The organism is Exiguobacterium indicum HHS 31, assembly GCF_001939065.1.
GTDB lineage: Bacteria > Bacillota > Bacilli > Exiguobacteriales > Exiguobacteriaceae > Exiguobacterium_A > Exiguobacterium_A indicum.
Genome location: NZ_MPSZ01000001.1, coordinates 918,082 through 939,074, shown reverse-complemented (window position 1 = coordinate 939,074; position 20,993 = coordinate 918,082). Strand labels below are relative to the sequence as shown.

The following is a 20,993-nucleotide window of genomic DNA, read 5'->3' as shown; positions in this document are numbered from 1 at the left end:
TCTTCTGGATTCGTTTTCTCTAGTTGCAGGAAAAAGCAGCCAGAGTTTGATACACTTTTGAAAGAAACTAGAAATCGAAAGGATGGAACAGATGCCAACACTTTACATTACGCGTCATGGCGAGACGGAATGGAACTTAGAAAAACGAATGCAAGGCTGGGAAGACTCTCCTCTGACAGCAAAGGGCAGACAGAATGCGCGGGACCTTGGTCACCGCTTACGTGAAATTCATCTGGATCATCTCTATATCAGTCCGATTGGTCGCGTCCGAGAAACAGTTCGAATGATGGATCTCGATCCAGCGATTCCGGTCACCATCGACGATCGATTGCGTGAAATGCACATGGGGGCCTGGGAAGGGCGGACGGCGGCGGAAATTGAAGTCGCGCACCCGCTTGCTCATGCTGCATTTTGGCAAACGCCGCATACGTACATACCGGAGAGTGGAGAATCCTTTGACGCGGTCCGGGAGCGTATTCTATCGTTTTTGGAACGACTGGCAGATCATGAAGAAGACGAAAACATCTTAATCGTCACCCACGGCATCCTCCTTAACATCTTGCTGACATATCTTCAACGTAAGCCGTTCGCGACCTTATGGGATCCGCCGTTCATTCATGGAACGAGTTTGACGATCGTCGAATACAGGGATGGGGAAGCCGTGATTCGATTAGAAGCTGACATGTCGCATGTCATAGCGGACTAAAAAAACGGCGGACTTTTTCTCGGTCCACCGTTCTCCTTATCGTGATTTCGCCAAATAGATCAAAATCGCGCCTTCTTGTTTTCTGACCTTTAGGTGAGGAGAGGATATCGTGTCGATTGAGCGACCGATGATCGATTCTCCTGTCGTATAGCGTTTGAGGAGTAAGGGATAGAACGAAGCATTCGTCTGTTTTTGATCATTGAATTGACCGCTGTCAGTCTGGACGTTTTGAGGTAAGGTATAGGCCGTTTTCGTCTCAGGAATACCATTCTTCGCATCAAGCGAATAGGTGAAGGCATGCGAATCGTTGAGTAGGTTCAAATCATACGTCAACTGGAACGGCGTACGATCATATGTACCGGCAGGAATCGATTTGTCGATCAGCACCTCTGGTGGTTCTGTATCGTCAAATTGAATCGCTTTGAGCTGGAGGGGGCGATCGAGTGTACCAGTTAAGAAAAATGTCTGCTGTTGCTGCGACTCGTCCTTCGCGGTAGAAGGTGTGATCGAAAAGGAAGACTTCTTGATCTTGACGGTTTCTTTTGGAAGGACGGTTGCTTCCGTTGTGCAACCAGCAAGCAAGAAGGGAAGGGTGAATAAGAGCGCATATTTCATGACGTGTTCCTCTTTTCCATAGTCATAGTGAATCGGGATAAAATTAAAATATTCAAAAAATTAGAAATGATACCTAGATTATACCAACAATGTTCTCGCTAAATAAAGGAGGAAATCATGAAAGGCAAATGGTTATTAGCAACCGTCCTGCTCGTCGGTTGTGCCTCGACGGGTGAAGAGGCCGAATCGACGGCAAAATCGTTATACGTCGCACCGAACGGCAGTGATAAAAATACGGGCACGTTGAAGCACCCGTTTAAAACAATCCGGCAAGCGACACTAAAAGCGACTGCGGGTACGACGGTCTACTTGCGAAAGGGAACGTATCACGAGGCACTGAACGTTAGACAGAGCGGAACGAGAGAACGCCCGATCTCCTTCCGAAACTATCAAGACGAGCAGGTCACGTTAAGCGGGAAAAACATCAAAGATCGGGACGCCACCTTACCAATCATCCAGATCAAGGATCGGAAATACGTAACAATTCAAGGTCTGACGATCGAAGCCGTTCAGTCGAAACGAACGGACGCGACACCGATCGGTATTTTGATTACAGGATCAGGATCACACATCACGTTGAAGAACAATACGGTCCGCCACATCAAGACGCTCGCGAAAGACGGGAATGCACACGGAATCGCCGTCTACGGAACGGGAGCGATTCGTCACCTGACGATTTCCGGCAACCGAGTCGAGCAAAATCGTCTCGGTTTCAGCGAAGCCCTCGTCTTAAACGGAAACGTCAAACATTTCCGTGTGTCGAAGAACATCGTACGGGATAACGACAACATCGGCATTGATTTGATTGGACACGAAGGGATTGCCCAGTCGAAAAAAGACGACTACGTCCGTGAGGGCGTCGTGTCGGAAAATCATGTCTACCAGACGTCGAGCTACGGCAATCCTGCTTACGGGAAGGAATACAATGCGGCCGGTATCTATGTCGATGGTGGGAAGAATTTGACGATCGAGAAGAATCTCGTCGAAGCGAGTGATATCGGGATTGAAGTGACGAGTGAACATGCCGGGCGGTACGCAGAAGATGTCATCGTCCGTCAGAATGATGTACGGCAAAACGTCTACACCGGAATTGCGATCGGTGGGTATGATACAAAGCGGGGCGGTACAAAACGTGTCCGGATCGAGCAAAATCAGCTGATCGGGAATGATACGAAAGGGCTCGAGGGTGGTCAATTGCTCGTCCAGCATGATGTCCATGACAACAAAATCATCGGGAACACATTCGACGGTTCGTTAAGTGTCGCTCACTACTTCAAGACGAGTTCTGGCAACCAGTTTGAAAAAAATACGTTCAAGCATACGAAACGTTTCATGTGGCGCGACGCCTCCTATAAAACGGAACAAAGCTTCTTGAAAGCCGTTCGAAAGGTGGAATGAGAATGTATTTATCGGAGCGACTCCTCGCTTACTGGATCCGGATTCCGAGACGCTGGCGGCTTGCAGCGCTGACCGCCTGTATATTAACGATTTGGACAGTGGAAGGCGTTCGCTTTTTAACAAGTCCGGCGTTACGACTGCCGACCGTTACCGATGCAATCATCTGTCTCGTTCCAGCAATTCTAATGTTCATGGTATGGAAAACAAAGCGTTCAAAATAACACTTGAATTAATCGATAATAACAAGGAATTCATTTAATCGTCCTCGAAATAGGGAGGGAACTTCAATTAGTAAGGAGGAAGAAAGATGACGAAACTAACGATTCAAGCCGTGATTGATCGTCCGGTCGAGACCGTGTGGGAGATCTGGAACGCACCGGAAGACATCAAACGCTGGAACGCAGCGTCTGACGATTGGCATACGACGGCGTCAACGAATGATTTGAGGATTGGTGGTCAATTTACGAATCGAATGGAAGCAAAAGACGGTAGCATGGGGTTTGATTTCACGGGTACATACGAGACAATCGTTCCTTACGAACGCATTGCGTATGTCCTCGAGGATGGTCGTCAGGTGACGATCGATTTCTCTCGGAACGGGGAACAGACCGAAGTCGTCGAATCGTTTGATGCCGAAACAAACAACCCGCCTGAAATGCAACAAGCGGGTTGGCAGGCGATCCTTGATCGTTTTAAGGCGTATGCTGAGTCGAAGTAAGTCGTTCGCTTCGTAATTTGCGACCACGGCGATCGGTCAGGGCAGGAATACCCCCGCTTTCATAGCGCTGAACCCAGTTGTACAATTGTTGATACGATACATCATGCCGTCCGGCGATACGTTGGTAGTCTTTTGCAGCTGCCAAACAATCGAGGACGGCATTCATGCGTTGTTCCATGTTTACATGTCGTAATGCTCGCATGATGTAGCAACTCCTCTTTAAGGTCATTTTAGACCGGAATGGGTGATTCCCTTGACGAAATAACGATTTGCCCAGATGAAGAGTAATAGCGCGGGCAAGGTTGCGATGACAGTTGAAGCCATCATGGCTGCTGGATTGACAAAGTTTGATCCTTGGACGAGTGTAGCGATGCCAAGTGTCATCGTTTTCATTTCTGCTTCATTCGTTACAAGCGATGGCCACAGAAAATCATTATAGATCGCAAGGAAAGTGACGATTCCAAGCGTCGTGATGATAGGGCGCAAGGTAGGTAGAATGACCTTCGTCAATACCTGCCATTGATTCGCTCCATCGAGATAAGCGGCTTCTTCTAAATCTTTCGGAAATGTCCGTAGAAAGTTGTAAATCAAAAAAACACCCAGTGTTCCTGCAGCATAGGGCACGATGAGAGGAACATAGGAATCAAGTAATTCTGCTTCTCTAAAGAGATAAAATGCTGGAAACAATGTCACGATGCCTGGAATCGTCAAAGCGATGACAACGATGGCAAGAATGATTTTACGACCTGGGATCTGAAGGCGTGCTAGAGCGTATGCAGCTAAAACGTCGACAAATAAAACAAGTAATGTTCCTAGGACAGTAACGATTGTCGTGTTTAACAACCATCGAATTAAGGGAGACTCGCTACTAGCATTTAAGATGAGACGATAATTTTCAAGCGTCCAAGATTTCGGTAGTAGACTGGCGCTTTCCAGCGAATCACTTAACGTTTTAAAAGATGTTAATATCATCCAGACAAGCGGAAGTAAAAAAATGATCGATAATAAGCTGGCTACGATCAACAACAAGATCGTCGTCGTTTTTTTGTGTCTCATGTGATCTTCCGCTCCTTTTCAGCATCGCTCTTGAGGGTAATGTCTGTGGCTGAAGATGTTGTCTTCTTTTGGGTAACGGATTTCGCTAAGACGGGTTCCTTTTTGGTTGCCATATAGGATACAAAGAACTGCATACCGGTGATGATCATCATAATGAATCCCATTAGTAATGCCATCGCTGCTCCCATTCCTAACTGATTCTGACCGAATACAGTCGTATTGATTCCCATGATTAAAGAGGTCGTCGATTGCTCTGGTCCTCCTCGGGTAATCAATAGTGTCTGTCCATACAAATTAAAAGAAGCGATTAACGTTGTAATGAGGACAAAAAAGGTAATCGGTCGAATCGTCGGTAACGTAATCCTTAAAAACTGCTGCCAGGGAGACGCGCCGTCTAAGCTAGCTGCTTCGTATAATGTGTTATCCACTTCTTCCAGTGCATTTAAGAAGAGTAACATGTTGAATCCGACCGTCCACCATACGGTCGCAATGACGATGACGACCCAAGCAAACGGTTGATCACTCGTCCAGTTGACTGGTGAGTTGATGAAGTGGAGATCAAGTAACAATCGATTGATGAATCCACCATTCGTTGCAAACAACCAAAGATAAATGGCAGAGACTGCTGTCACCGAGATTGAGTAGGACATGAAAAAAATCGTTCGAAAGAATGTTTTAAATCGTCGTGGAAGATGACGGATTAATAACGCAAGCAATAAACTACAGATAACAAGTAACGGTACGCTGTACAACATGAACCATAATGTGTTCGTTAATGTTGCTAAAAAGAGACGTTGATGTACGGTTTCATTAAAAAGTAAATCACGATAGTTCGAGAGACCGACGAAACCATTTTCTCCAAAAGACAGTCTGAAATCGTGTAGACTCATCCAGATGCCATAAACTAACGGAAGTAACCAAAATAAAACGAAACAGATGAGGAATGGAAGTAAAAATAGCAATCCGAACCAACGTGAACGTCGTGTCAAATACATCGGTCTCCTCCTTTAGCTTATTTTGATTGAGCAATCTCTTGAGCATGTTGAGTCGCTTTTTTCAGTTCTGTCATCAATGCATCTTTAGTCAGATTACGATCACTCGTTAATTTTGCGAAAACGACTTCGTTCATATACCGCATTTGTTCATCAAATTGATAGACTCGGGGTGCACGAACATAATCCTTTAACTGCTTTTGATTTTCAGCAGCCAAAGCATAACGAGATGGATCTTCAGAAATTAATTTTAACGTCTCTTTATGAGAAGGGGTTTGTCCCGATTCTGCCCAATTGGCTAAGTGTTTTGGAGTGTAGAGATAATTGAAGAAAGAAGAGATTCCTTTCTTGACCTCTTGATCCTGAACAGAAGAACTGACGGCGATCGTATGGGCATTCCCTGTCGTAGCTTTTGATTTGAATAAGAGGGGCATTGGTCCAATGCCTAATTGATCTTTGTATTTATCCTTGACTGCCGAATAATACCAAGGACCCGTAAATGATACGGCGGTCTGATTGGCGTTATTCGATGCTGTTTTCATGAAAGATTGGAATTCACCATCTAGACCTAATTTTTTTGGTGAAATTTGATCGACGAATACCATATCATGATATTTCATCAACGCATCTGCATAGGCAGGTTGCGCAAAATCAAGGTAGCCATCACGTTCGAGTTGAATGTCATTTTGTGCAGCCGCGACAGTTAGATAGAATGGTGTCAGTCCACTTGATGGAAGACCGAACGCGTAAAGATGATCATCTTTCTTTTGAAGTTGTTCATTCAATTGTGCGAGATCAGCATATGTTTTAGGCATAGATTTAACTAAATTTTTGTTATAAAACATCGTGAGTGGATGAATGTCTAACGGAAGGGCGTACATTTTATTGCCGACTTTGGCAGAGTCCACTCCAGATGTTAAGAAGTCATCCTCTTTAATCTTTGCTTGTTTCATATAATCGGTAACGGGTTGAATCATTTGATCAGACTGATACGTTCGTAAACTTGCTTCATGAATGACAACTAAATCATATTTTCCTGATTTGAATTTTGTATAATGGTCTTTCTCTTGCGATTGGACCAATTTATACTTTTTCTGACTTGCATTGAATCCTTTGACGATTTTCGTCATATATTGACCATCGCCACCTGTGAATCCATTGATAAATTTAATCTCAATCTTGCCATCTGCATTCTTACCGTCACCACATCCGGTAAGCGGTAACAGTAAACCGGTTAATAAAAGAAGCGGAAATATCTTATGAGTACGCATGTTTAATCACTCCTTTTACATAATAAAAACAAACATAATTAATACATGTTTTTAACTAATATCGATGGTGTTGCGCGATGTCATGCAGAAGTTCCGTGAACTCCTGCATGGACTCACCTGGTCCAAGAAATAGCTGGTAAGTCCGAATGTAAGGACCATGAATCAATATACGTTTTTCGAGTGTTGGTAAATGGAGTTGATAATGAATTTCTCCAACCTGATTGACCGACGCACTGTTCATCGGAGTTACCGTCTCTTTAAAAGTAAGCGTCAGTTTAGCGGAATTGGCAGTGATGTAATCAATTTCCATTCCGAAATTCTCTGCTGAGAAATGGTGCTCGACAAGATTGACAAAGTGGGCACCACTAAAAAACTTCATAAAACCCCACACCTCCTTTAACTATGTATATCCTATACATGTTTAACGAAAACCTATATTTCAAATATTACAAAAAAACCACCTCCAAAAGAGAGGTGGTTTGCATTACCCTGCTAGTTCGAGCATCTGGACGAATGCGACGTCCGGATCGGTCGTCTCGAATCGGTTCAACCAATCCTTGAAGTCGCCTTCGTACAAAATACGACCTTGATGAAGGAAGATGACATGGGCGTCGGTATGCAATAGATCGTGTAATTGATGGGTCGAGAAGAGGCACGTTTGACCGTTTGCTGTCATCTGCTCGAAGCGTCGCATGATATGAAGCCGTGTTGCCGGGTCGACCCCGCTCGTTGGTTCATCAAAGATGTAGAGCGAACGTGGTACTGTCGTCAACAGGGTGACGAACAACCATTTCTTTTCGCCAGCGGACATCTTACCGATTTTCATCTCCCAAAGATGAGCGAATAAATCGAGTTCACGTGGCTGTTTCAGATGACGCGTATACGTCTCTTGCTTGCGATATGCTCTCAAACGGGCGAGCCGACCGACGAAGACGGCGACATCCTTGCCCTTTAATTCATCCGAGTAATAGATGAATTGCGTCAAATAGAGAATGTCCGAAATATCGGGTAATTCCAGTTCTCCGGACGTGATCGGTAAAGCACCAGTCATGCAATCAAACAGTGTTGTTTTCCCGGCACCGTTCATCCCAATCAAGACGTTCAATTTTCCGGGAATGAGTGAAAAGGAGACATCGTGTAACAGGTCAGGTGATTTCGGATAGTTAAAGCGTATGTGTTGGACGTGCATCTGAATCCTCCTATCGGGTCAGCAATGACATGAGATTAAAGCGTTTGACAGAGAGTAGACCAAGTAACAGATAAACGACGAGTACGACGGTCAAGATAAGTAACGATGCTCCCGTTACGTGCTCAGAGACGGCGAGACCAAGTGTTTTCATGACATAAAAAGGATTCAAGTAACTGTACCAGCGATCCAGTTGGCTATTCGCGAACAAGAACAGCGGATACATGACGATGTTGATTAATGTCGACATGCTCGAAATCTTTGCCGGAAGCATCGTCAAGGCGATACTTGCAAAAGCAAGCGGGATACTGAGCAACAAGACGAGATAAGCGAGTAACAACGTCAAAGGTGAGAAGAAGCCGAATACAAGCATCAAGATCGTCGTAAAGACCGTCAAACTAACGGCTGCAAACACGAGCTGAACGAGTACGAGTGCGAGAATACAACCAATCTTACTACCGGAAATCATGATATACGTCTTCATCAAACCATGCTCCCGCATCCGGGCAAGTTGGAGTCCGATGCCATTCACGTAAATCGAAAGTAAGATATAGCCCCAAAAGAGCGCGAGGAATGAGAGGAAACTGTTCTCGGTGAAGTCGAGGCGTGACCCGAAGACAAAGGCGAGAATCAACGGGAAAATCAACGACCAAAAGACCGGAATCTTATCGGTTAGCATGATTTTTAAGTAGAGTGTGAAATAGCTAGGAATCGAATACATATGTGCCTCCCGTTCGCTAAAATTGATCAAAATATGATCCTGTATGTATTTATACGATAGAAATTGGAGAAAAGTTCTTGATAAAATGATTTGTTAATAAAAGTAAGGATACCAGAAACGCACAAATATTGTAAACTGAAGCAAAGGACAGGAGGTACAATGATGGACTATTTATTAACGTCCGGTGGGATACAGAATCCATCGATTCACAAAGCGTTACGCGAGATGCTCAGAAAACCGATTGAGGAATGCCATGCCATCGCGATTACGACAGCTTCCTACGCATTAGGCAGAGGAACGGACCTCGCTGTCAACTTCATTCAAGGAAAAGATGAGGCACCGATGGTCGATTTAGGATGGAAGTCAGTCGGTCTGTTGGAATTATCAGCGGTCTCGATAATTGATCCAGCAATTTGGCAACCAGCGGTCGAACAAGCAGATGTCATCCTCGTCAATGGTGGTGATCCACTCTTTTTACATCACTGGTTCGTCAAATCGGGCTTCGATCGACTATTACCGCAACTGACCGGTGTTTATGTCGGGATGAGCGCCGGTAGCATGGTGCTTACGCCACGAATCGGAACGGATTTTGTTGAATGGAAAAAGACGCCGGAGCAATCGGACGCAACATTAGGTCTCGCTGATTTTTCAATCTTCCCGCATCTCGATCATCCGCAGTTACCAGACAATCACTTACAAGCTGCCGAATCATGGGCTGAGACATTGACGAATCCAGCTTACGCGATCGACGACGCGACAGCGATCCGTGTCATCGGTTCGAACGTAGACGTGATTTCTGAAGGAAAGTGGGTCCAGTTGCGATGAGTACGATTTATTTCATTCGCCATTGCGAATCGATTAAAACAGGCAGTGATCGAGGGCGGGGATTAACGGATGCAGGTCAAGAACAAGCACAGGAACTCGTGGCGTTCTTTAAAGAGATACCGATTGACGCCATCTACTCGAGTCCAATGCGACGAGCGATGGACTCCGTTCGCCCACTTGCTGAGCAACGAGGTTTGCGAATCTACGAGGCAACGTTTCAAGAACGGTGTTTTCAGGAAACAGACGAACGTTTATCACCTAAACGGCTAGAAGAACTGTTGAAGCGATCATTCCAAAATGATGATTACGCGCAAAGTGGTGGTGAGTCGAATCAAATAGCACGCAATCGTGCTCTAGTAGCCATCGATCAGCTACGTAAAACCCACCCGCACCACCGATTGGTCGTCGCGACGCATGGTCTCGTGTTGGCGTTAGTGCTCGAACACTACACTGGACGACCGGCAAATGAGTGGCTGGGCGCGATGGGGAGTCCAGCAATCCATCAGCTGACGTTCGATGCAGGCGGGAAAACGTCTCATGAACAACTCTTGTAAAATGATTAAATCTGCCCGCTCAAGATGAAACCGAGAAAGAGCAGTAGTAACACACCAAGTGGAACGGCACATGCGAGACTAACGTATTTGAGAATTCCCGGTTCGCGTCGTTTGATGGCGACGATCCCGAGTCCGATTCCAAACAGATAAATGACAAGTCCGATCGGTATCGTAAGCATCGAGTTTGGTCCGAACGACCAGTTGAGCGGCGGGAAAATCATAGAGGCGATGAGCAGACCGAGCAAACTAAAGAAGAGAGAAGTTTTAGCATATGTCATGTGAGAACTCCTTTTAATTAAGTATGTGAACAAGAATTCGGATTTAAAATGAGAATTCCTGCTTCATCCAGTAAATTTTCTGTTTGGCATTTGAATGAACGGGAACTATATCTAAAAGATACTATCTTTTAGATATAGGAGGGACCGATGCCAAAAGAAAACATGACCCGTTATGCGATTCTCGGACTTCTTGCAAGCGGATGTACGTCTGGTTATGAGATGAAACACACGATCGATACGAGCTTGAATCACTTTTGGAAAATCAGCTTCGGACAAGTCTATCCGACGCTGAAACGGTTAGAGGCGGAAGGTTTGATCGTTGAAGAGGTCACGGATGGGGAACGGAAACAATTCGCCCTGACGGAAAACGGGCATGCAGAGCTCGAGAGGTGGGTCGCTGAACCGTCCGTCGAACTGCCAGTGCAACGGAACGACCTGTTGTTGAAGCTGTACTTCGCTCGACATGCTTCAAAAGAGGTCACCTTGCAGAAAATTCAGGAGCACGCGCGATTGCTCGAAGAACGACTTGAGACGTATCAAGCGATCGATGCGATGATTCGTTCTTATCCGGACTCGAATGATGCCGTCTATTGGTTATTGACGCTTGATTATGGCATTCGGAAGACACGTGCGTTACTCGATTGGTGTGACGCTTCCCTTGAGACCCTTGAAGGAGGAAATTGACATGAAACGGATCATTGCGACTCCGAACAAAGACGTCGTCGTGTTCATCATCGGTTTACGGATCAATCGTCTGCGTTCCGTCCGGCAATGGTTGCCGACGGTCCAGGCGATGGGACCGATGCTACAAGAGTGTTATGCAAACGATGTCGGTCTGATTTCGCATGAGTCACTTGTCGGTTGGCGTTCCGTGACGTTGATTCAATATTGGCGTTCGACGGAAGAATTGATGGCATATGCCCATGGTTCCCGTCATTTGACGGCGTGGAAACGATTCAATCAGAAGGCACGGACATCAGAAGCGGTCGGGATCTTTCATGAAACGTTCGAAGTCAGCAATTATGAGTCGATGTATGTCAATCTTCCAACCCGAGGTCTAGCGAAAGCACTCGGGGAGTCGGCGATTAAGCCGCATCAAGAAAAAGCAAAAGAGCGCTTAGCCGAGCGACAATCACAAGAGACGATCTAAATAGACAAAAGACGGGTGCCGAGGCATCCGTCTTTTTATGTCGCGACTGGCGTGACGGGTTCAAGCATCTCCCCGCAATTTTGGCAAATATGATCGAGCGTTTTCGTACACGGTTCGCAAAATGTACAAGCGTGAGAGCACTGATAGACTGTCGTTTCAATCGTTTCTTGGCACCGGACACAGGTTGATTCCATATGTATCACCTCCTGTAATTAGTATAAGAAAAGCATCTTGAGGAGCACAGTAGGAGAACATAGGAAAAGGCTATATTTTCCTTTGATTCCGTGTTAATTTGAAGAAAGTGGTTTTAATTCGAAAGGGAGATGAAAAATGGACCAAATTGATCAACAGATTATCCGGATTCTGCAAGACGATGCCCGGATTCCATGGTCGGAACTCGGACGACAGATCGGATTATCGGCACCTGCCGTCATCGAACGGGTCCGAAAAATGGAGGACTCAGGGATCATCGAAGGATTCCGCGCTGTCATAAATCCGGAAGCACTCGCGCAAGGGTTACTCGCGATCGTCATGTTCGAAGAGACACGCTGCGCAGGCTTGATTGAATTTTGTAAAGGACATCCAGAAGTCGTCGAGTGTCATCGCCTGACCGGTAGCTATAACTTCATGGTCAAGTTGCAAACGGCGTCCGTTACAACACTGGAACGTTTTCTTGATGACGCATCGGTCTACGGAAAACCGTCGACCTGGATTCGACTGTCGACGCCAGTGCCGTTCACGGGATATACGGTATGACGGAAGCAACCCGTGTACGGATCGAACAACTGACGGGGGATATCGAGTACATCGAACAACTCGGTGAGCAAGGGGGAACAGCGACGGTCTACCGGGTTGAAACGAAAACAGGAAAATACTTACTCAAGACTGCTACGAAAGCGAGGTACCAGGAATGGCTCGCAGAAGAAGCAGTCGTCTTAGAAGAATGGATGCAACGAGAACCGGGGTTCCTACCTGAGTACGTCGGCTTTTTAAAGACGGAACAGCAAAGCCATCTCTTGATGCAGTGGCGAGACGGGATAACGTTGACGACAGCTTTAAGACAGGCGACAAGCGAGCAACGGATCCAGCTGTGGCAAGCGTTCGGAACGTATCTTTTCCAGTTTCATCAACGCACGACAGGGGGAACGTCACAGGAATGGTTAACGGAACGACTTGTGACAGCGGAACGTTATGTCACATCTGTTTGGACGTCCGGCACGATGGATTTACTGAAACAACTAAAGTCCTCCTGTCCGGAGCCGATAACTGCCAGTTGGATTCATGGCGACTGTACGACAGACAATCTGTTGGTCGCGACGGACGGAAAGCTGTCGTTCATAGATGTCGGAGCGATGAGACCGGGCGATCGGCGGTATGATATCGCTCTCGCCATCAGTCCAATCATCAATGATCCGGTAGCACTCGATGCCTTTTATGAAGGCTACCGTCTTGAGCGACTGACTAAACGAGAATTTGATTATTATGAACATGGTCTATATACCTTTTTCTAAAAAGTCGCTACAAAGGAGAAAAAAGATGAACCTCATGCTAATCGGAGGCGGTCAACTGGTTGCTCCGTCTCATCAATTCATCAATCGGCATGTCGTTCAACTGACGAAACACGCGCCACATATCGTCTTCCTGCCGACGGCAAGTCGAGATGAATCGTTATACCAATACCAATTTCGAAATACATATGAAGCACTTGGCGCGATCGTCTCGGTCGTCACGCTGTTTGACGACGAACAATCCATGGCGACGCAACGACGATTAATAGAAAATGCCGACATTCTTTATGTCGGTGGTGGCAATTATCCGTTACTCGTCAAGACTTTTGCTGTAAAAGGCATGGATGTATTGCTTGAACAAGCCATCAAGCGTGGAACGTGGTACGTCGGTGTCAGCGCTGGAGCGATTTATGCGATGGAATACGGAATCCGTACGAGTGAGGACGGAACGGACTATTACCTGGATACGGGGCAAGGTTGGCTGAGTGGTTGTCTCTGTCCACACTTGAACCAGGAAAAACGGGCAACCCGTTTTCAGGAACACGTGTCTCAAATGAATCACGCGATCGGATTACCTGACGATACGGCGTATATTCTTTCTGGGACCGATTACTATCGATTAGGCGAAGGACACGCGTTGTATGGATGTTACATTAAGTGAACGTTAGCGTCTCGAACTCTAGGAGTGTCATCTTCTTCGATAGTCGTTTCGGATTCGGTAAGTGACAGATGAATTCAAGACTATTGCCATCCGGATCATTGAAATGCAGTTTGGCATGGGCGTAATCCGTATGTGTCATCACGAAGAAGGGCTCATCTGGTCCAAATCCAAATGCAGCGCGTGGTTCGATTTGACGCTCGCGCAACCAATTCGGAGCATTTCGTAAAAAGTCGATATCAACAGTTAAAGCGATGTGTCGGATGGAAGGATGATACGGTGTGTTCGTATGCTCGCTAATCCAAAGTCCATTCCAACTTTTTCCGGGTTCAATCCATAAAAATGCGATTCGATCGTCAACGGTATGATCAAAGGTTAATCCGAGTGATTCGTAAAACTCAATCGATCGATGTAAATCAGATACCGGTAGATGCGCTTCATATAGTGAGAACGTCATTGAACGAGTTCTCCTGCAGCACGATGTTCGAGCACGCTTGACATATGATCGGTCGCCCATTGTTTCATCATCAGGACGAGCGGACGAAGTGTCTCACCGAGCGAGGTCAGCGAATACTCGACACGAGGAGGCACTTCTGCGTATGTCACACGATGGATCAGCCCATCGTGCTCGAGTTCTCGCAGTTGTAAGGTCAAGATACGCGGACTGATGGATTCAGAGGTCTTCAACAGTTCTGAAAAGCGAAGCGGACCGTCAAGTAGTTGATAGAGTAAGATGGCTTTCCATTTTCCACCGATCACTTCGACCGTCGCTGCTGTCGCGCAAGAATAGGTATTTAGAAACACACAACTGTCTTCGATTGGCATATGGATCGTCTCCTTTAGTTACATGATTGATAGTATGTCACTTCAAAGTGCGTACTTGTCGCTTGATATGAAGCGGCATACACTTCAGATGTCACTATCATACGAAATGAGGCTAGAACATGTTAACTAAAACGACTACCGATTTACGAAAACAACAGATTCTCGAGGCATTCGGCTTCCGTCACGCGACAAAACGATTCGCGGACAAACAGATTCCGGAAGATGATTTTGCTTTCATCCTCGAAACGGGACGTCTTTCACCGTCATCGTTTGGCTACGAACCGTGGCGTTTTCTCGTCATTCAGGATGAGTCGCTTCGTGCGCGACTTGCACCGTTTGCGTGGGGCGCTGCCGGACAACTTGAGACAGCGAGCCACTTCGTCATCCTCTTGGCTCGAAATGAACAGGACATGCATTTTGACGCACCTTACATCCATCATATGATGCAAGATGTGATCGGATTAACGCCTGAAGCACAGCAAGGTCGTCATTCATTTTATCGGCAGTTCCAGGAAGCCGACTTCGATCTTGTGTCATCCAAGCGCGCCATGCGGGATTGGTCGGCAAAACAAACATACATTGCGCTCGGCAACATGATGACCAGTGCGGCACAGATCGGGATTGATTCGTGCCCGATGGAAGGATTCGACCAACAAGCTGTCGAACAGCTGTTACGTGATGAAGGACACCTGACGGATAATCTGAATGTCGCCGTCATGGTCGCATTTGGTTATCGAAATGCAGCACCGGCGCATCCGCAAACACGCCAAGCCCTCGTTGATCTCGTTGATTGGGTCTAACATTTAAGCGATTTTAAAACCATGTAATTCATCGCATCTGAGTCGATTTTTTGTTCGACTCAGTTTTTTTAGTTTGTTATGTATCAAGTTTATATAAATAATAGTCAAAACAGTTGACGAACAAAAATCAGGATGGTATATTTATCTCGAATTAAAGATATATGAATTGAAGATACAAAAGAGGTGAACGAAATGACTCCACCGAATCCGAACTTGAAAGCATTGACGGTCATGGTGCGCGCAGTTGATGCGTTACATGAAGTCATCAAGAAGGATGTTGCGCAATGGGGATTGAACCCGACGGATTTTTCGGTTCTTGAGTTGCTGTTTCACAGGGGCAGGCAACCGATTCAATTGATTGGGAAAAAAGTCTTGATCACGAGCAGTAGCATCACCTATGTCATCGATAAGCTCGAAAAGAAAAATTACGTTGTCCGAAAAGCATGTCCAGAGGATCGGCGTGTGACATTTGCGGAACTGACCTCTGAAGGGCAACAATTGATGGAAACGATTTTTCCGGAGCACGAGCAAGCAATCAATCAAGTATTTCAAGGAATAGCCCCGTCAGACCTCGAAGCATTCATCGAGACAGCCAAAACGATCGGCTATCAAGCAAAAAAACAATAAAAAATTTTTAGGCTGATATCTCGAATTCGAGATAATATTCATTAAAGGAGCGATTTTTCATGAATGAATTAAAAGGAATCCACCACGTGACAGCGATTACGAGCAGTGCTGAAAAAAACTATGACTTCTTTACGAACGTCTTAGGAATGCGATTGGTCAAGAAGACCGTCAATCAGGATGACATCCAGACGTATCACTTATTCTTCGCCGATGATAAAGGATCTGCCGGCACGGATATGACGTTCTTTGATTTCCCTGGTATTCAAAAAGGGTCACACGGAACGAATGAAATCTTTAAGACAGCGTTCCGTGTTCCGACGGATGCCGCACTCGAATACTGGATTAAACGCTTTGACAAATACGACGTCAAGCACCGTGGTATCAAAGAACAATTCGGCAAGCAGACGCTCTCGTTCGTCGATTTCGATGAGCAACAATACATGTTGATCTCTGACGAGCATAATCAAGGTGTCGCTTCCGGCACACCGTGGCAAAACGGTCCGGTACCCCTCGAGTTCGCGATCACGGGACTCGGTCCAATTCACATCCGGATCGCGGAATTCGACAATTTAAAAGCGGTACTTGAACAAGCGATGTTGATGCGCGAAGTCGATCAAGCTGGTTCCCTACACTTGTTCGAGATGGGCGAGGGCGGAAATGGTGCCCAAGTCATCGTTGAGCATAACGTCGTTCTACCAAGCGGACGTCAAGGATTCGGAACGGTGCACCACGTCGCCTTCCGCGTTGAAGATACGGCTGCCTTACAAGAATGGATCGAGCGGATGCAACAGCTGCGCTTCAACACATCCGGTTACGTCGATCGCTTCTTCTTCGAGTCCCTTTATGCCCGTGTCGCGCGCGGTGTCTTGTTCGAGTGGGCAACGGATGGTCCTGGTTTCATGGGGGACGAGCCATACGAAACGGTCGGGGAGAAATTGTCATTACCACCGTTCCTCGAGCCGCAACGAGCACAGATCGAACAAATGGTCCGTCCAATCGATACGGTCCGGAGTACGCGCAAGATCGAAAAAGAATACCTTTAAGAGAACGTTACGATAACGTAGCTAACCGCATCTAAATTAGAGGAGGAAATGAAAATGGAGAAATTAAACATTGGTATCGTCTTAGGATCCACACGTGAAGGACGTCTCAGCCCACAAGTCGGGAACTGGGTCAAACAACTCGCCGATCAACGAGGGGATGCGAACTATACGATTCTTGATATCGCCGACTACAAATTACCGCTTCTAGGTGAAAAGTATGGGGATGCGTCGGGTGCTGCTGCTTGGTCGAAGGATGTCGCAGCACAAGACGGCTTCGTCTTCATCGTCCAGGAATACAACCATTCGATTGCAGCGTCACTCAAGAACGCGCTCGATTATCTACGTGTCGAATGGAACAACAAAGCGGCAGGGATCGTCTCTTACGGTTCTGTCGGTGGGGCACGGGCAGCCGAACATTTGCGCGGCATCTTAGGTGAGTTATTGATCGCCGACGTCCGGGTGCATCCGGCGTTATCCTTGTTCACTGATTTCGAGAACGGATCGGTCTTAAAAGCGGCAGCCGTTCAAGAAACATCGGTCAACCAAATGCTCGATCAAGTCATCCCGTGGGCAACAGCATTAAAAACAATTCGCTAAATCGTGATTGATCAGAAACCCCCCTCATTTCGCTGAAATGAGGGGGGTTTCTATCGTTGTCATGTACAACACGACGTGACGCGGCGCAGATCCTTTTCTTGAACGTAAAGCGTGTGTTGGCGGACTTTGTATGGAATGTCAGCCGCTTGAAGACGTTCTAGATAGTGCCCCGTTGGAGCGACCGTCCATTTAACATACGACGTCGCAGCATTCGGTGATGCGAGACAGGTGAGCAATAAAAGTGGAAGAATCCATTTTCGAAGTTGCAATCGTATACCTCCTCTATTATTTCAAATACTGTATTAATAATTTTATTGTTTAAGTCAAAAACTAAAAATCACGACTCACGTCAGCAAAAAATAACTGACCATCAAGCCGACCAACAGACCACTAAAGACAAGTCGATAGACGGGGGAACGATGGGTTCCTTTGTTTCGTTTGACTTGATAGACGATGAAATAGGTTACACTGGTCACCATGACAAGGATCGCCAGTGTACTGAGTAAAGTAGACATCAGCATTCCTCCTTATCGTAAGATTTTAGCTAACGCTTTTCCTTTCGCCAACTCATCGACGAGTTTGTCGAGAATCCGGATGTTACGAATGTGCGGATCCGTTAGGTTCTCTACTCGAATACCGCAGATGACACCAGTGACTAAAAAGCGGCGTTCGTTCAGATCGGGTGCGTGTTCGAAAAAGGCTGCGAAGTTTTGGGTTTGTATGGCTTGTTCAAGAGTAGATGGCGTGTGTCCGGTCAACCAGAACAGTACGTCATCGAGTTCCTCTTGTATCCGTTGCTTACGCTCGACTTTTTGACGGTATACCTGATACAGCTGCAACATCGGCATTTGAAATACTTTTTCGTAACTCATCTGAATCGCCTCCTTTCATGGTAACATATGGGAAAAGGTTTTGTGTCACGGAGTTCAATTCGGTTTGGAGGTACAGGATGAAATGAGACATCGAATCATTGGAATGACTTTTTTGACGTGCCTAGTCCTATTTTTAGGCGTCCTGGGTGTAAAACTATCGTATCAAGCATTGATCGATCCACCGATTGATCAATCGACAGGAAACTGGGTACATATTCCGAGCAAGATCTTACCAACTAATAAAGTCATCTATGTGAAAGAAGAACAAATCATCAAACAACCGGATTCTTCAAAAAGTGGGCACGAAAGATATCGGAAGGAACCTAAAAAGAAAAAACCGATTGAGCTTGGGAAAGGTTTCTTGACAGATGCGATCAATCAAATCGCACGTATGACTCCTTGGATGGTCTCTTTAGTGATCATTTTCTATCTGTATCGTCGACAACGATTCAACCGTATGCAGTGGTCATTCCCATCAAGGCATCAACCGAAACGAACCGCTCTATCGCTTCCGCTTACGCCTGAAGTCCAGTCCTCATCTAAAGACAGTATTCTTGATTCAAAAATTCGTGAAGCGGTGCGCGCGTTCAATCGGTCACTTGCTCCAGTGCAACAACGGCGGACATATGAGACGCTGACGGAGTGGTTTACACGCTTAGAGGTCACGGTCCCGCATGAGATCTATCAACTCGTTCGATATGCTGATATTCCGGAACAGACACTCGATCCCTCTCGACGGACTGCTTTCCTCGAACAGCTTGAGCAAAATCAGACACGGCTTGTGTAATCAGCCGTGTCTTTTTTGGTGTCCGCGATACTTATTAAGAGCAAGCATGTTCAACAAGAACAAGGCTGCTCCATAAAGGAATAGTCCGAGCCAGTACGGCCAGATGCTCGACCACCCGTTGCCGTAGACGAGTACTTCCTTGATCGCACTCGCTCCGTAGAAAATCGGGGTGATATATCCGATGTTACCAAGTCCATACGGGATCAGATCGAGCGGAATCAAACCCGAGAAGAAGATCTGTGGAATGATCGTAAAGGGAATCAACTGGACGACCTGCAGCTCAGACTGGGCAAAAATCGAAATCGTTGCTCCGAACAAGACCGCGACGACGGCAAGTCCAAGCATCGTCAGGAAGACCCAGATGATCGAACCTTCAGACGGTAAGTCAAGAACGGTTGTTGCGTACAGGACGACAAGAATTGCCTGGATGGAAGCGAAGACGCTATAGCCGAGCGTATAGCCGAAGATGACGTCGGTTTGGCGAATCGGTGTCATCATCAACCGCTCGAGCGTGCCGCCACTGCGTTCCTTGACGAGTGCCATTGCTGACAAGATAAAGACGAAGAAGAATGAGAACAGCGATAAAAAGACGAAGCCAAGCGCATCAAAGGTCGATTGATCAACATCTCCGTACAGATAGTTCGTCTCGAGTTGCATCGTCGGTTGCAGTGACGCAAGTCCAGCTTGAATCTCGCGTAGTGCTTTCGAACTTTTCGTCGATGGTTCGCGGAGACTTAAGGACAGCTGATTGTCGCTCATCTCTAAGACGACGTCGACCGTTTCATGATCTTTGAGATAGGCGTCCGCATCACTGCCGTTATACGTTTTAAGCGACAGATCCTGTTTTTCGATCGCTTGCGAGACCGGAGCCGGTACATCTTGACTGATGGCGACGACAGGCGTGTAGTCATCGTTTCCAAGTAAGAAATAGATCAAGGTGAAGATCAATAACGGAGCAAGTAAAATCAGTCCGACGCTTCGTTTATCGTTCAACGTTTGACGGATGACCCGTCGTGCGAGTTGCCACATCACGTCACGTCCTTTCCAGCGAGCAGGAATAGTTCCTCGACCTGACCGTTTTCAGTCTGTGCGAGCAAACGGTCGAGCGGATCGTAGGCGATGATCCGACCGTTATAAATCAGTGCCGCCCGGTCGCATTCGTTGATTTCATCCATGACATGGGTCGAGACGACAATCGTCGTGCCTTGCGCACGAATCGCTTGGAATTGATTCCAAATCTGGCGGCGTAATACGGGATCGATCCCAACGGTCGGCTCATCGAGGAATAAGACGGTCGGACGATGCAGGATTGAGATGGCGAGGGACAATCGTTTCTTCATCCCACCGGAATAATGGCGAACGAGCTTTTTTTGATCGGCTTTCAAATCGACGAGTGTCAAGACCTCTTCGATACGTTTTGCTAAATCCTGACGGGACATGTTGTATAAGGAACCGAAAAATTGCAGATTCGCAAGACCCGATAAATCCTCATACAAAGCATCGTTTTGTGGCATGAAACCGATCTTTGATAACATCTTGAAGCTTGGCATCGAAGTGTCACCAATCTGAATCGAACCTGCGTCTGGCTGGATTGCACCAATCATCAAACGAATCAGTGTCGTCTTACCAGAACCTGACGGACCGAGTAACCCACAAATCTCACCGGACGGAATTAAAAGATCAATCTGTTGGATGACGCTCTGTTGATGAAACGATTTTGATACACCGTGCAATTGTAAATCCATCGTATTCTCCCTCCTTTTATGAAATAATTATTGAACAACGTGTTGATTAATTTCATTATAA

At 46.4% G+C, this 20,993-nt stretch carries 33 protein-coding genes; 16 read left to right on the top strand and 17 right to left on the bottom strand.

Translation table 11 applies throughout. The features are described 5' to 3' along the window. The first annotated feature begins 91 nt into the window (after nt 1-91). The gene (locus N179_RS05155) at nt 92-706 is read left to right on the top strand and encodes a histidine phosphatase family protein (RefSeq protein ID WP_075642416.1); all 615 of its coding nucleotides are present in this window, start codon (nt 92-94) and stop codon (nt 704-706) included. A 36-nt stretch (nt 707-742) separates the two neighbouring features. On the opposite strand, the gene N179_RS05150 is transcribed toward N179_RS05155, so the two are convergent. Then, on the bottom strand, nt 743-1,321 hold the full coding sequence (locus N179_RS05150) for a hypothetical protein (protein WP_035397151.1): 579 nt from the start codon (nt 1,319-1,321) through the stop codon (nt 743-745). A 117-nt stretch (nt 1,322-1,438) separates the two neighbouring features. On the opposite strand from N179_RS05150, the gene N179_RS05145 reads away from it, so the two are divergent. The 3 genes from N179_RS05145 (at nt 1,439) to N179_RS05135 (ending at nt 3,437) form a co-directional block, all read left to right on the top strand. Further along, nucleotides 1,439-2,719, top strand: coding sequence for a right-handed parallel beta-helix repeat-containing protein (locus N179_RS05145; protein WP_075642415.1), 1,281 nt, complete (start codon nt 1,439-1,441; stop codon nt 2,717-2,719). A gap of 2 nt (nt 2,720-2,721) precedes the next feature. After that, nucleotides 2,722-2,940, top strand: coding sequence for a hypothetical protein (locus tag N179_RS05140; protein WP_075642414.1), 219 nt, complete (start codon nt 2,722-2,724; stop codon nt 2,938-2,940). A gap of 86 nt (nt 2,941-3,026) precedes the next feature. Then, complete coding sequence (locus N179_RS05135; protein ID WP_075642413.1) at nt 3,027-3,437, top strand: SRPBCC family protein; 411 nt, start codon at nt 3,027-3,029, stop codon at nt 3,435-3,437. On the opposite strand, the gene N179_RS05130 is transcribed toward N179_RS05135, so the two are convergent. The 7 genes from N179_RS05130 to N179_RS05100 form a co-directional block, all read right to left on the bottom strand. Further along, nucleotides 3,412-3,639, bottom strand: a complete 228-nt coding sequence (locus tag N179_RS05130; protein ID WP_075642412.1) for a helix-turn-helix domain-containing protein — start codon at nt 3,637-3,639, stop codon at nt 3,412-3,414. The genes N179_RS05135 and N179_RS05130 overlap by 26 nt on opposite strands. 23 nt (nt 3,640-3,662) lie before the next feature. After that, nucleotides 3,663-4,493, bottom strand: a complete 831-nt coding sequence (locus N179_RS05125) for a carbohydrate ABC transporter permease (RefSeq protein ID WP_058704674.1) — start codon at nt 4,491-4,493, stop codon at nt 3,663-3,665. After that, nucleotides 4,490-5,488, bottom strand: coding sequence for a carbohydrate ABC transporter permease (locus N179_RS05120; protein ID WP_075642411.1), 999 nt, complete (start codon nt 5,486-5,488; stop codon nt 4,490-4,492). The genes N179_RS05125 and N179_RS05120 overlap by 4 nt, the downstream gene beginning before the upstream one ends. 17 nt (nt 5,489-5,505) lie before the next feature. Then, nucleotides 5,506-6,756 carry a type 2 periplasmic-binding domain-containing protein gene (locus tag N179_RS05115; protein WP_075642410.1) on the bottom strand — a complete coding sequence of 417 codons (1,251 nt, stop codon included), beginning with the start codon at nt 6,754-6,756 and terminating at the stop codon, nt 5,506-5,508. A 55-nt stretch (nt 6,757-6,811) separates the two neighbouring features. After that, the gene (locus N179_RS05110; RefSeq protein WP_075642409.1) at nt 6,812-7,135 is read right to left on the bottom strand and encodes a hypothetical protein; all 324 of its coding nucleotides are present in this window, start codon (nt 7,133-7,135) and stop codon (nt 6,812-6,814) included. Nucleotides 7,136-7,240: 105 nt separating this feature from the next. Then, nucleotides 7,241-7,945, bottom strand: a complete 705-nt coding sequence (locus tag N179_RS05105) for an AAA family ATPase (RefSeq protein ID WP_075642408.1) — start codon at nt 7,943-7,945, stop codon at nt 7,241-7,243. A 10-nt stretch (nt 7,946-7,955) separates the two neighbouring features. Next, nucleotides 7,956-8,663 carry a hypothetical protein gene (locus N179_RS05100; RefSeq protein WP_075642407.1) on the bottom strand — a complete coding sequence of 236 codons (708 nt, stop codon included), beginning with the start codon at nt 8,661-8,663 and terminating at the stop codon, nt 7,956-7,958. Nucleotides 8,664-8,825: 162 nt separating this feature from the next. On the opposite strand from N179_RS05100, the gene N179_RS05095 reads away from it, so the two are divergent. After that, complete coding sequence (locus tag N179_RS05095; RefSeq protein ID WP_075642406.1) at nt 8,826-9,488, top strand: Type 1 glutamine amidotransferase-like domain-containing protein; 663 nt, start codon at nt 8,826-8,828, stop codon at nt 9,486-9,488. Next, on the top strand, nt 9,485-10,042 hold the full coding sequence (locus N179_RS05090; RefSeq protein WP_075642405.1) for a histidine phosphatase family protein: 558 nt from the start codon (nt 9,485-9,487) through the stop codon (nt 10,040-10,042). Before N179_RS05095 ends, N179_RS05090 begins: the two co-directional genes overlap by 4 nt. A gap of 5 nt (nt 10,043-10,047) precedes the next feature. On the opposite strand, the gene N179_RS05085 is transcribed toward N179_RS05090, so the two are convergent. Continuing rightward, nucleotides 10,048-10,320: a hypothetical protein gene (locus N179_RS05085; RefSeq protein WP_075642404.1), complete on the bottom strand. Its 273-nt coding sequence runs from the start codon at nt 10,318-10,320 to the stop codon at nt 10,048-10,050. A 147-nt stretch (nt 10,321-10,467) separates the two neighbouring features. Here N179_RS05085 and N179_RS05080 point away from each other — a divergent pair, with 147 nt between their 5' ends. Both N179_RS05080 and N179_RS05075 read left to right on the top strand, forming a co-directional pair. Next, complete coding sequence (locus N179_RS05080) at nt 10,468-11,004, top strand: PadR family transcriptional regulator (RefSeq protein WP_075642403.1); 537 nt, start codon at nt 10,468-10,470, stop codon at nt 11,002-11,004. Nucleotide 11,005: 1 nt separating this feature from the next. After that, the gene (locus N179_RS05075; protein ID WP_075642402.1) at nt 11,006-11,470 is read left to right on the top strand and encodes a DUF4188 domain-containing protein; all 465 of its coding nucleotides are present in this window, start codon (nt 11,006-11,008) and stop codon (nt 11,468-11,470) included. 35 nt (nt 11,471-11,505) lie between these two features. On the opposite strand, the gene N179_RS05070 is transcribed toward N179_RS05075, so the two are convergent. Continuing rightward, entirely contained in the window at nt 11,506-11,664 is a 159-nt protein-coding gene (locus N179_RS05070; RefSeq protein WP_075642401.1) for a DUF1272 domain-containing protein, read from the bottom strand. Between the two features lie 136 nt (nt 11,665-11,800). Between N179_RS05070 and N179_RS05065 the strand changes: the two genes are divergently transcribed. The 3 genes from N179_RS05065 to N179_RS05055 are packed head-to-tail and all read left to right on the top strand — an operon-like array spanning nt 11,801 to nt 13,639. Then, nucleotides 11,801-12,226: an Lrp/AsnC family transcriptional regulator gene (locus N179_RS05065; protein WP_075642400.1), complete on the top strand. Its 426-nt coding sequence runs from the start codon at nt 11,801-11,803 to the stop codon at nt 12,224-12,226. Further along, nucleotides 12,223-12,981: an aminoglycoside phosphotransferase family protein gene (locus tag N179_RS05060; RefSeq protein ID WP_075642399.1), complete on the top strand. Its 759-nt coding sequence runs from the start codon at nt 12,223-12,225 to the stop codon at nt 12,979-12,981. Before N179_RS05065 ends, N179_RS05060 begins: the two co-directional genes overlap by 4 nt. A gap of 25 nt (nt 12,982-13,006) precedes the next feature. Next, complete coding sequence (locus N179_RS05055; protein WP_075642398.1) at nt 13,007-13,639, top strand: Type 1 glutamine amidotransferase-like domain-containing protein; 633 nt, start codon at nt 13,007-13,009, stop codon at nt 13,637-13,639. On the opposite strand, the gene N179_RS05050 is transcribed toward N179_RS05055, so the two are convergent. Both N179_RS05050 and N179_RS05045 read right to left on the bottom strand, forming a co-directional pair. Continuing rightward, on the bottom strand, nt 13,632-14,093 hold the full coding sequence (locus N179_RS05050) for a VOC family protein (protein ID WP_075642397.1): 462 nt from the start codon (nt 14,091-14,093) through the stop codon (nt 13,632-13,634). The genes N179_RS05055 and N179_RS05050 overlap by 8 nt on opposite strands. Then, on the bottom strand, nt 14,090-14,461 hold the full coding sequence (locus N179_RS05045) for a winged helix-turn-helix transcriptional regulator (protein ID WP_075642396.1): 372 nt from the start codon (nt 14,459-14,461) through the stop codon (nt 14,090-14,092). Before N179_RS05045 ends, N179_RS05050 begins: the two co-directional genes overlap by 4 nt. Nucleotides 14,462-14,580: 119 nt before the next feature. Here N179_RS05045 and N179_RS05040 point away from each other — a divergent pair, with 119 nt between their 5' ends. The 4 genes from N179_RS05040 to N179_RS05025 all read left to right on the top strand — a co-directional run bounded on the left by N179_RS05040 (nt 14,581) and on the right by N179_RS05025 (nt 17,528). Further along, on the top strand, nt 14,581-15,261 hold the full coding sequence (locus N179_RS05040) for an NAD(P)H-dependent oxidoreductase (RefSeq protein ID WP_075642395.1): 681 nt from the start codon (nt 14,581-14,583) through the stop codon (nt 15,259-15,261). Nucleotides 15,262-15,453: 192 nt separating this feature from the next. Then, nucleotides 15,454-15,888: a MarR family winged helix-turn-helix transcriptional regulator gene (locus tag N179_RS05035; protein ID WP_075642394.1), complete on the top strand. Its 435-nt coding sequence runs from the start codon at nt 15,454-15,456 to the stop codon at nt 15,886-15,888. A 59-nt stretch (nt 15,889-15,947) separates the two neighbouring features. Then, entirely contained in the window at nt 15,948-16,931 is a 984-nt protein-coding gene (locus tag N179_RS05030) for a ring-cleaving dioxygenase (RefSeq protein ID WP_035397186.1), read from the top strand. A gap of 54 nt (nt 16,932-16,985) precedes the next feature. Then, entirely contained in the window at nt 16,986-17,528 is a 543-nt protein-coding gene (locus tag N179_RS05025) for an NADPH-dependent FMN reductase (protein WP_075642393.1), read from the top strand. 59 nt (nt 17,529-17,587) lie between these two features. Here the strand turns inward: N179_RS05025 and N179_RS05020 are convergent, their stop codons facing one another. The 3 genes from N179_RS05020 to N179_RS05015 form a co-directional block, all read right to left on the bottom strand. Then, nucleotides 17,588-17,797 (bottom strand): hypothetical protein, encoded by a 210-nt coding sequence (locus N179_RS05020; RefSeq protein ID WP_075642392.1) that lies wholly within the window; start codon nt 17,795-17,797, stop codon nt 17,588-17,590. Nucleotides 17,798-17,872: 75 nt separating this feature from the next. Continuing rightward, complete coding sequence (locus N179_RS16925; protein ID WP_158024752.1) at nt 17,873-18,043, bottom strand: hypothetical protein; 171 nt, start codon at nt 18,041-18,043, stop codon at nt 17,873-17,875. Nucleotides 18,044-18,055: 12 nt separating this feature from the next. Beyond that, nucleotides 18,056-18,400: a DUF2200 family protein gene (locus tag N179_RS05015; protein WP_075642391.1), complete on the bottom strand. Its 345-nt coding sequence runs from the start codon at nt 18,398-18,400 to the stop codon at nt 18,056-18,058. A gap of 82 nt (nt 18,401-18,482) precedes the next feature. Between N179_RS05015 and N179_RS05010 the strand changes: the two genes are divergently transcribed. Continuing rightward, entirely contained in the window at nt 18,483-19,187 is a 705-nt protein-coding gene (locus N179_RS05010; RefSeq protein WP_075642390.1) for a hypothetical protein, read from the top strand. Here N179_RS05010 and N179_RS05005 read toward each other — a convergent pair whose 3' ends face one another. Both N179_RS05005 and N179_RS05000 read right to left on the bottom strand, forming a co-directional pair. Beyond that, nucleotides 19,188-20,216 carry an ABC transporter permease gene (locus tag N179_RS05005; RefSeq protein WP_075642389.1) on the bottom strand — a complete coding sequence of 343 codons (1,029 nt, stop codon included), beginning with the start codon at nt 20,214-20,216 and terminating at the stop codon, nt 19,188-19,190. It lies immediately after the preceding gene. Beyond that, on the bottom strand, nt 20,216-20,932 hold the full coding sequence (locus N179_RS05000; protein WP_075642388.1) for an ABC transporter ATP-binding protein: 717 nt from the start codon (nt 20,930-20,932) through the stop codon (nt 20,216-20,218). Before N179_RS05000 ends, N179_RS05005 begins: the two co-directional genes overlap by 1 nt. Nucleotides 20,933-20,993: the final 61 nt, after the last annotated feature.

What these genes read in the sequence shown, in the direction of transcription:
- N179_RS05050 (WP_075642397.1), bottom strand. Translation starts at nt 14,093, where the DNA reads ATGACGTTCTCACTATATGAAGCGCATCTACCGGTATCTGATTTACAT.
- N179_RS05095 (WP_075642406.1), top strand. Translation starts at nt 8,826, where the DNA reads ATGGACTATTTATTAACGTCCGGTGGGATACAGAATCCATCGATTCAC.
- N179_RS05075 (WP_075642402.1), top strand. Translation starts at nt 11,006, where the DNA reads ATGAAACGGATCATTGCGACTCCGAACAAAGACGTCGTCGTGTTCATC.
- N179_RS05015 (WP_075642391.1), bottom strand. Translation starts at nt 18,400, where the DNA reads ATGAGTTACGAAAAAGTATTTCAAATGCCGATGTTGCAGCTGTATCAG.
- N179_RS05030 (WP_035397186.1), top strand. Translation starts at nt 15,948, where the DNA reads ATGAATGAATTAAAAGGAATCCACCACGTGACAGCGATTACGAGCAGT.
- N179_RS05005 (WP_075642389.1), bottom strand. Translation starts at nt 20,216, where the DNA reads ATGTGGCAACTCGCACGACGGGTCATCCGTCAAACGTTGAACGATAAA.
- N179_RS05010 (WP_075642390.1), top strand. Translation starts at nt 18,483, where the DNA reads ATGAGACATCGAATCATTGGAATGACTTTTTTGACGTGCCTAGTCCTA.
- N179_RS05110 (WP_075642409.1), bottom strand. Translation starts at nt 7,135, where the DNA reads ATGAAGTTTTTTAGTGGTGCCCACTTTGTCAATCTTGTCGAGCACCAT.
- N179_RS05120 (WP_075642411.1), bottom strand. Translation starts at nt 5,488, where the DNA reads ATGTATTTGACACGACGTTCACGTTGGTTCGGATTGCTATTTTTACTT.
- N179_RS05060 (WP_075642399.1), top strand. Translation starts at nt 12,223, where the DNA reads ATGACGGAAGCAACCCGTGTACGGATCGAACAACTGACGGGGGATATC.
- N179_RS05155 (WP_075642416.1), top strand. Translation starts at nt 92, where the DNA reads ATGCCAACACTTTACATTACGCGTCATGGCGAGACGGAATGGAACTTA.
- N179_RS05080 (WP_075642403.1), top strand. Translation starts at nt 10,468, where the DNA reads ATGCCAAAAGAAAACATGACCCGTTATGCGATTCTCGGACTTCTTGCA.
- N179_RS05100 (WP_075642407.1), bottom strand. Translation starts at nt 8,663, where the DNA reads ATGTATTCGATTCCTAGCTATTTCACACTCTACTTAAAAATCATGCTA.
- N179_RS05090 (WP_075642405.1), top strand. Translation starts at nt 9,485, where the DNA reads ATGAGTACGATTTATTTCATTCGCCATTGCGAATCGATTAAAACAGGC.
- N179_RS16925 (WP_158024752.1), bottom strand. Translation starts at nt 18,043, where the DNA reads ATGTCTACTTTACTCAGTACACTGGCGATCCTTGTCATGGTGACCAGT.
- N179_RS05035 (WP_075642394.1), top strand. Translation starts at nt 15,454, where the DNA reads ATGACTCCACCGAATCCGAACTTGAAAGCATTGACGGTCATGGTGCGC.
- N179_RS05105 (WP_075642408.1), bottom strand. Translation starts at nt 7,945, where the DNA reads ATGCACGTCCAACACATACGCTTTAACTATCCGAAATCACCTGACCTG.
- N179_RS05135 (WP_075642413.1), top strand. Translation starts at nt 3,027, where the DNA reads ATGACGAAACTAACGATTCAAGCCGTGATTGATCGTCCGGTCGAGACC.
- N179_RS05040 (WP_075642395.1), top strand. Translation starts at nt 14,581, where the DNA reads ATGTTAACTAAAACGACTACCGATTTACGAAAACAACAGATTCTCGAG.
- N179_RS05145 (WP_075642415.1), top strand. Translation starts at nt 1,439, where the DNA reads ATGAAAGGCAAATGGTTATTAGCAACCGTCCTGCTCGTCGGTTGTGCC.
- N179_RS05000 (WP_075642388.1), bottom strand. Translation starts at nt 20,932, where the DNA reads ATGGATTTACAATTGCACGGTGTATCAAAATCGTTTCATCAACAGAGC.
- N179_RS05140 (WP_075642414.1), top strand. Translation starts at nt 2,722, where the DNA reads ATGTATTTATCGGAGCGACTCCTCGCTTACTGGATCCGGATTCCGAGA.
- N179_RS05055 (WP_075642398.1), top strand. Translation starts at nt 13,007, where the DNA reads ATGAACCTCATGCTAATCGGAGGCGGTCAACTGGTTGCTCCGTCTCAT.
- N179_RS05045 (WP_075642396.1), bottom strand. Translation starts at nt 14,461, where the DNA reads ATGCCAATCGAAGACAGTTGTGTGTTTCTAAATACCTATTCTTGCGCG.
- N179_RS05025 (WP_075642393.1), top strand. Translation starts at nt 16,986, where the DNA reads ATGGAGAAATTAAACATTGGTATCGTCTTAGGATCCACACGTGAAGGA.
- N179_RS05070 (WP_075642401.1), bottom strand. Translation starts at nt 11,664, where the DNA reads ATGGAATCAACCTGTGTCCGGTGCCAAGAAACGATTGAAACGACAGTC.
- N179_RS05085 (WP_075642404.1), bottom strand. Translation starts at nt 10,320, where the DNA reads ATGACATATGCTAAAACTTCTCTCTTCTTTAGTTTGCTCGGTCTGCTC.
- N179_RS05115 (WP_075642410.1), bottom strand. Translation starts at nt 6,756, where the DNA reads ATGCGTACTCATAAGATATTTCCGCTTCTTTTATTAACCGGTTTACTG.
- N179_RS05150 (WP_035397151.1), bottom strand. Translation starts at nt 1,321, where the DNA reads ATGAAATATGCGCTCTTATTCACCCTTCCCTTCTTGCTTGCTGGTTGC.
- N179_RS05125 (WP_058704674.1), bottom strand. Translation starts at nt 4,493, where the DNA reads ATGAGACACAAAAAAACGACGACGATCTTGTTGTTGATCGTAGCCAGC.
- N179_RS05065 (WP_075642400.1), top strand. Translation starts at nt 11,801, where the DNA reads ATGGACCAAATTGATCAACAGATTATCCGGATTCTGCAAGACGATGCC.
- N179_RS05130 (WP_075642412.1), bottom strand. Translation starts at nt 3,639, where the DNA reads ATGCGAGCATTACGACATGTAAACATGGAACAACGCATGAATGCCGTC.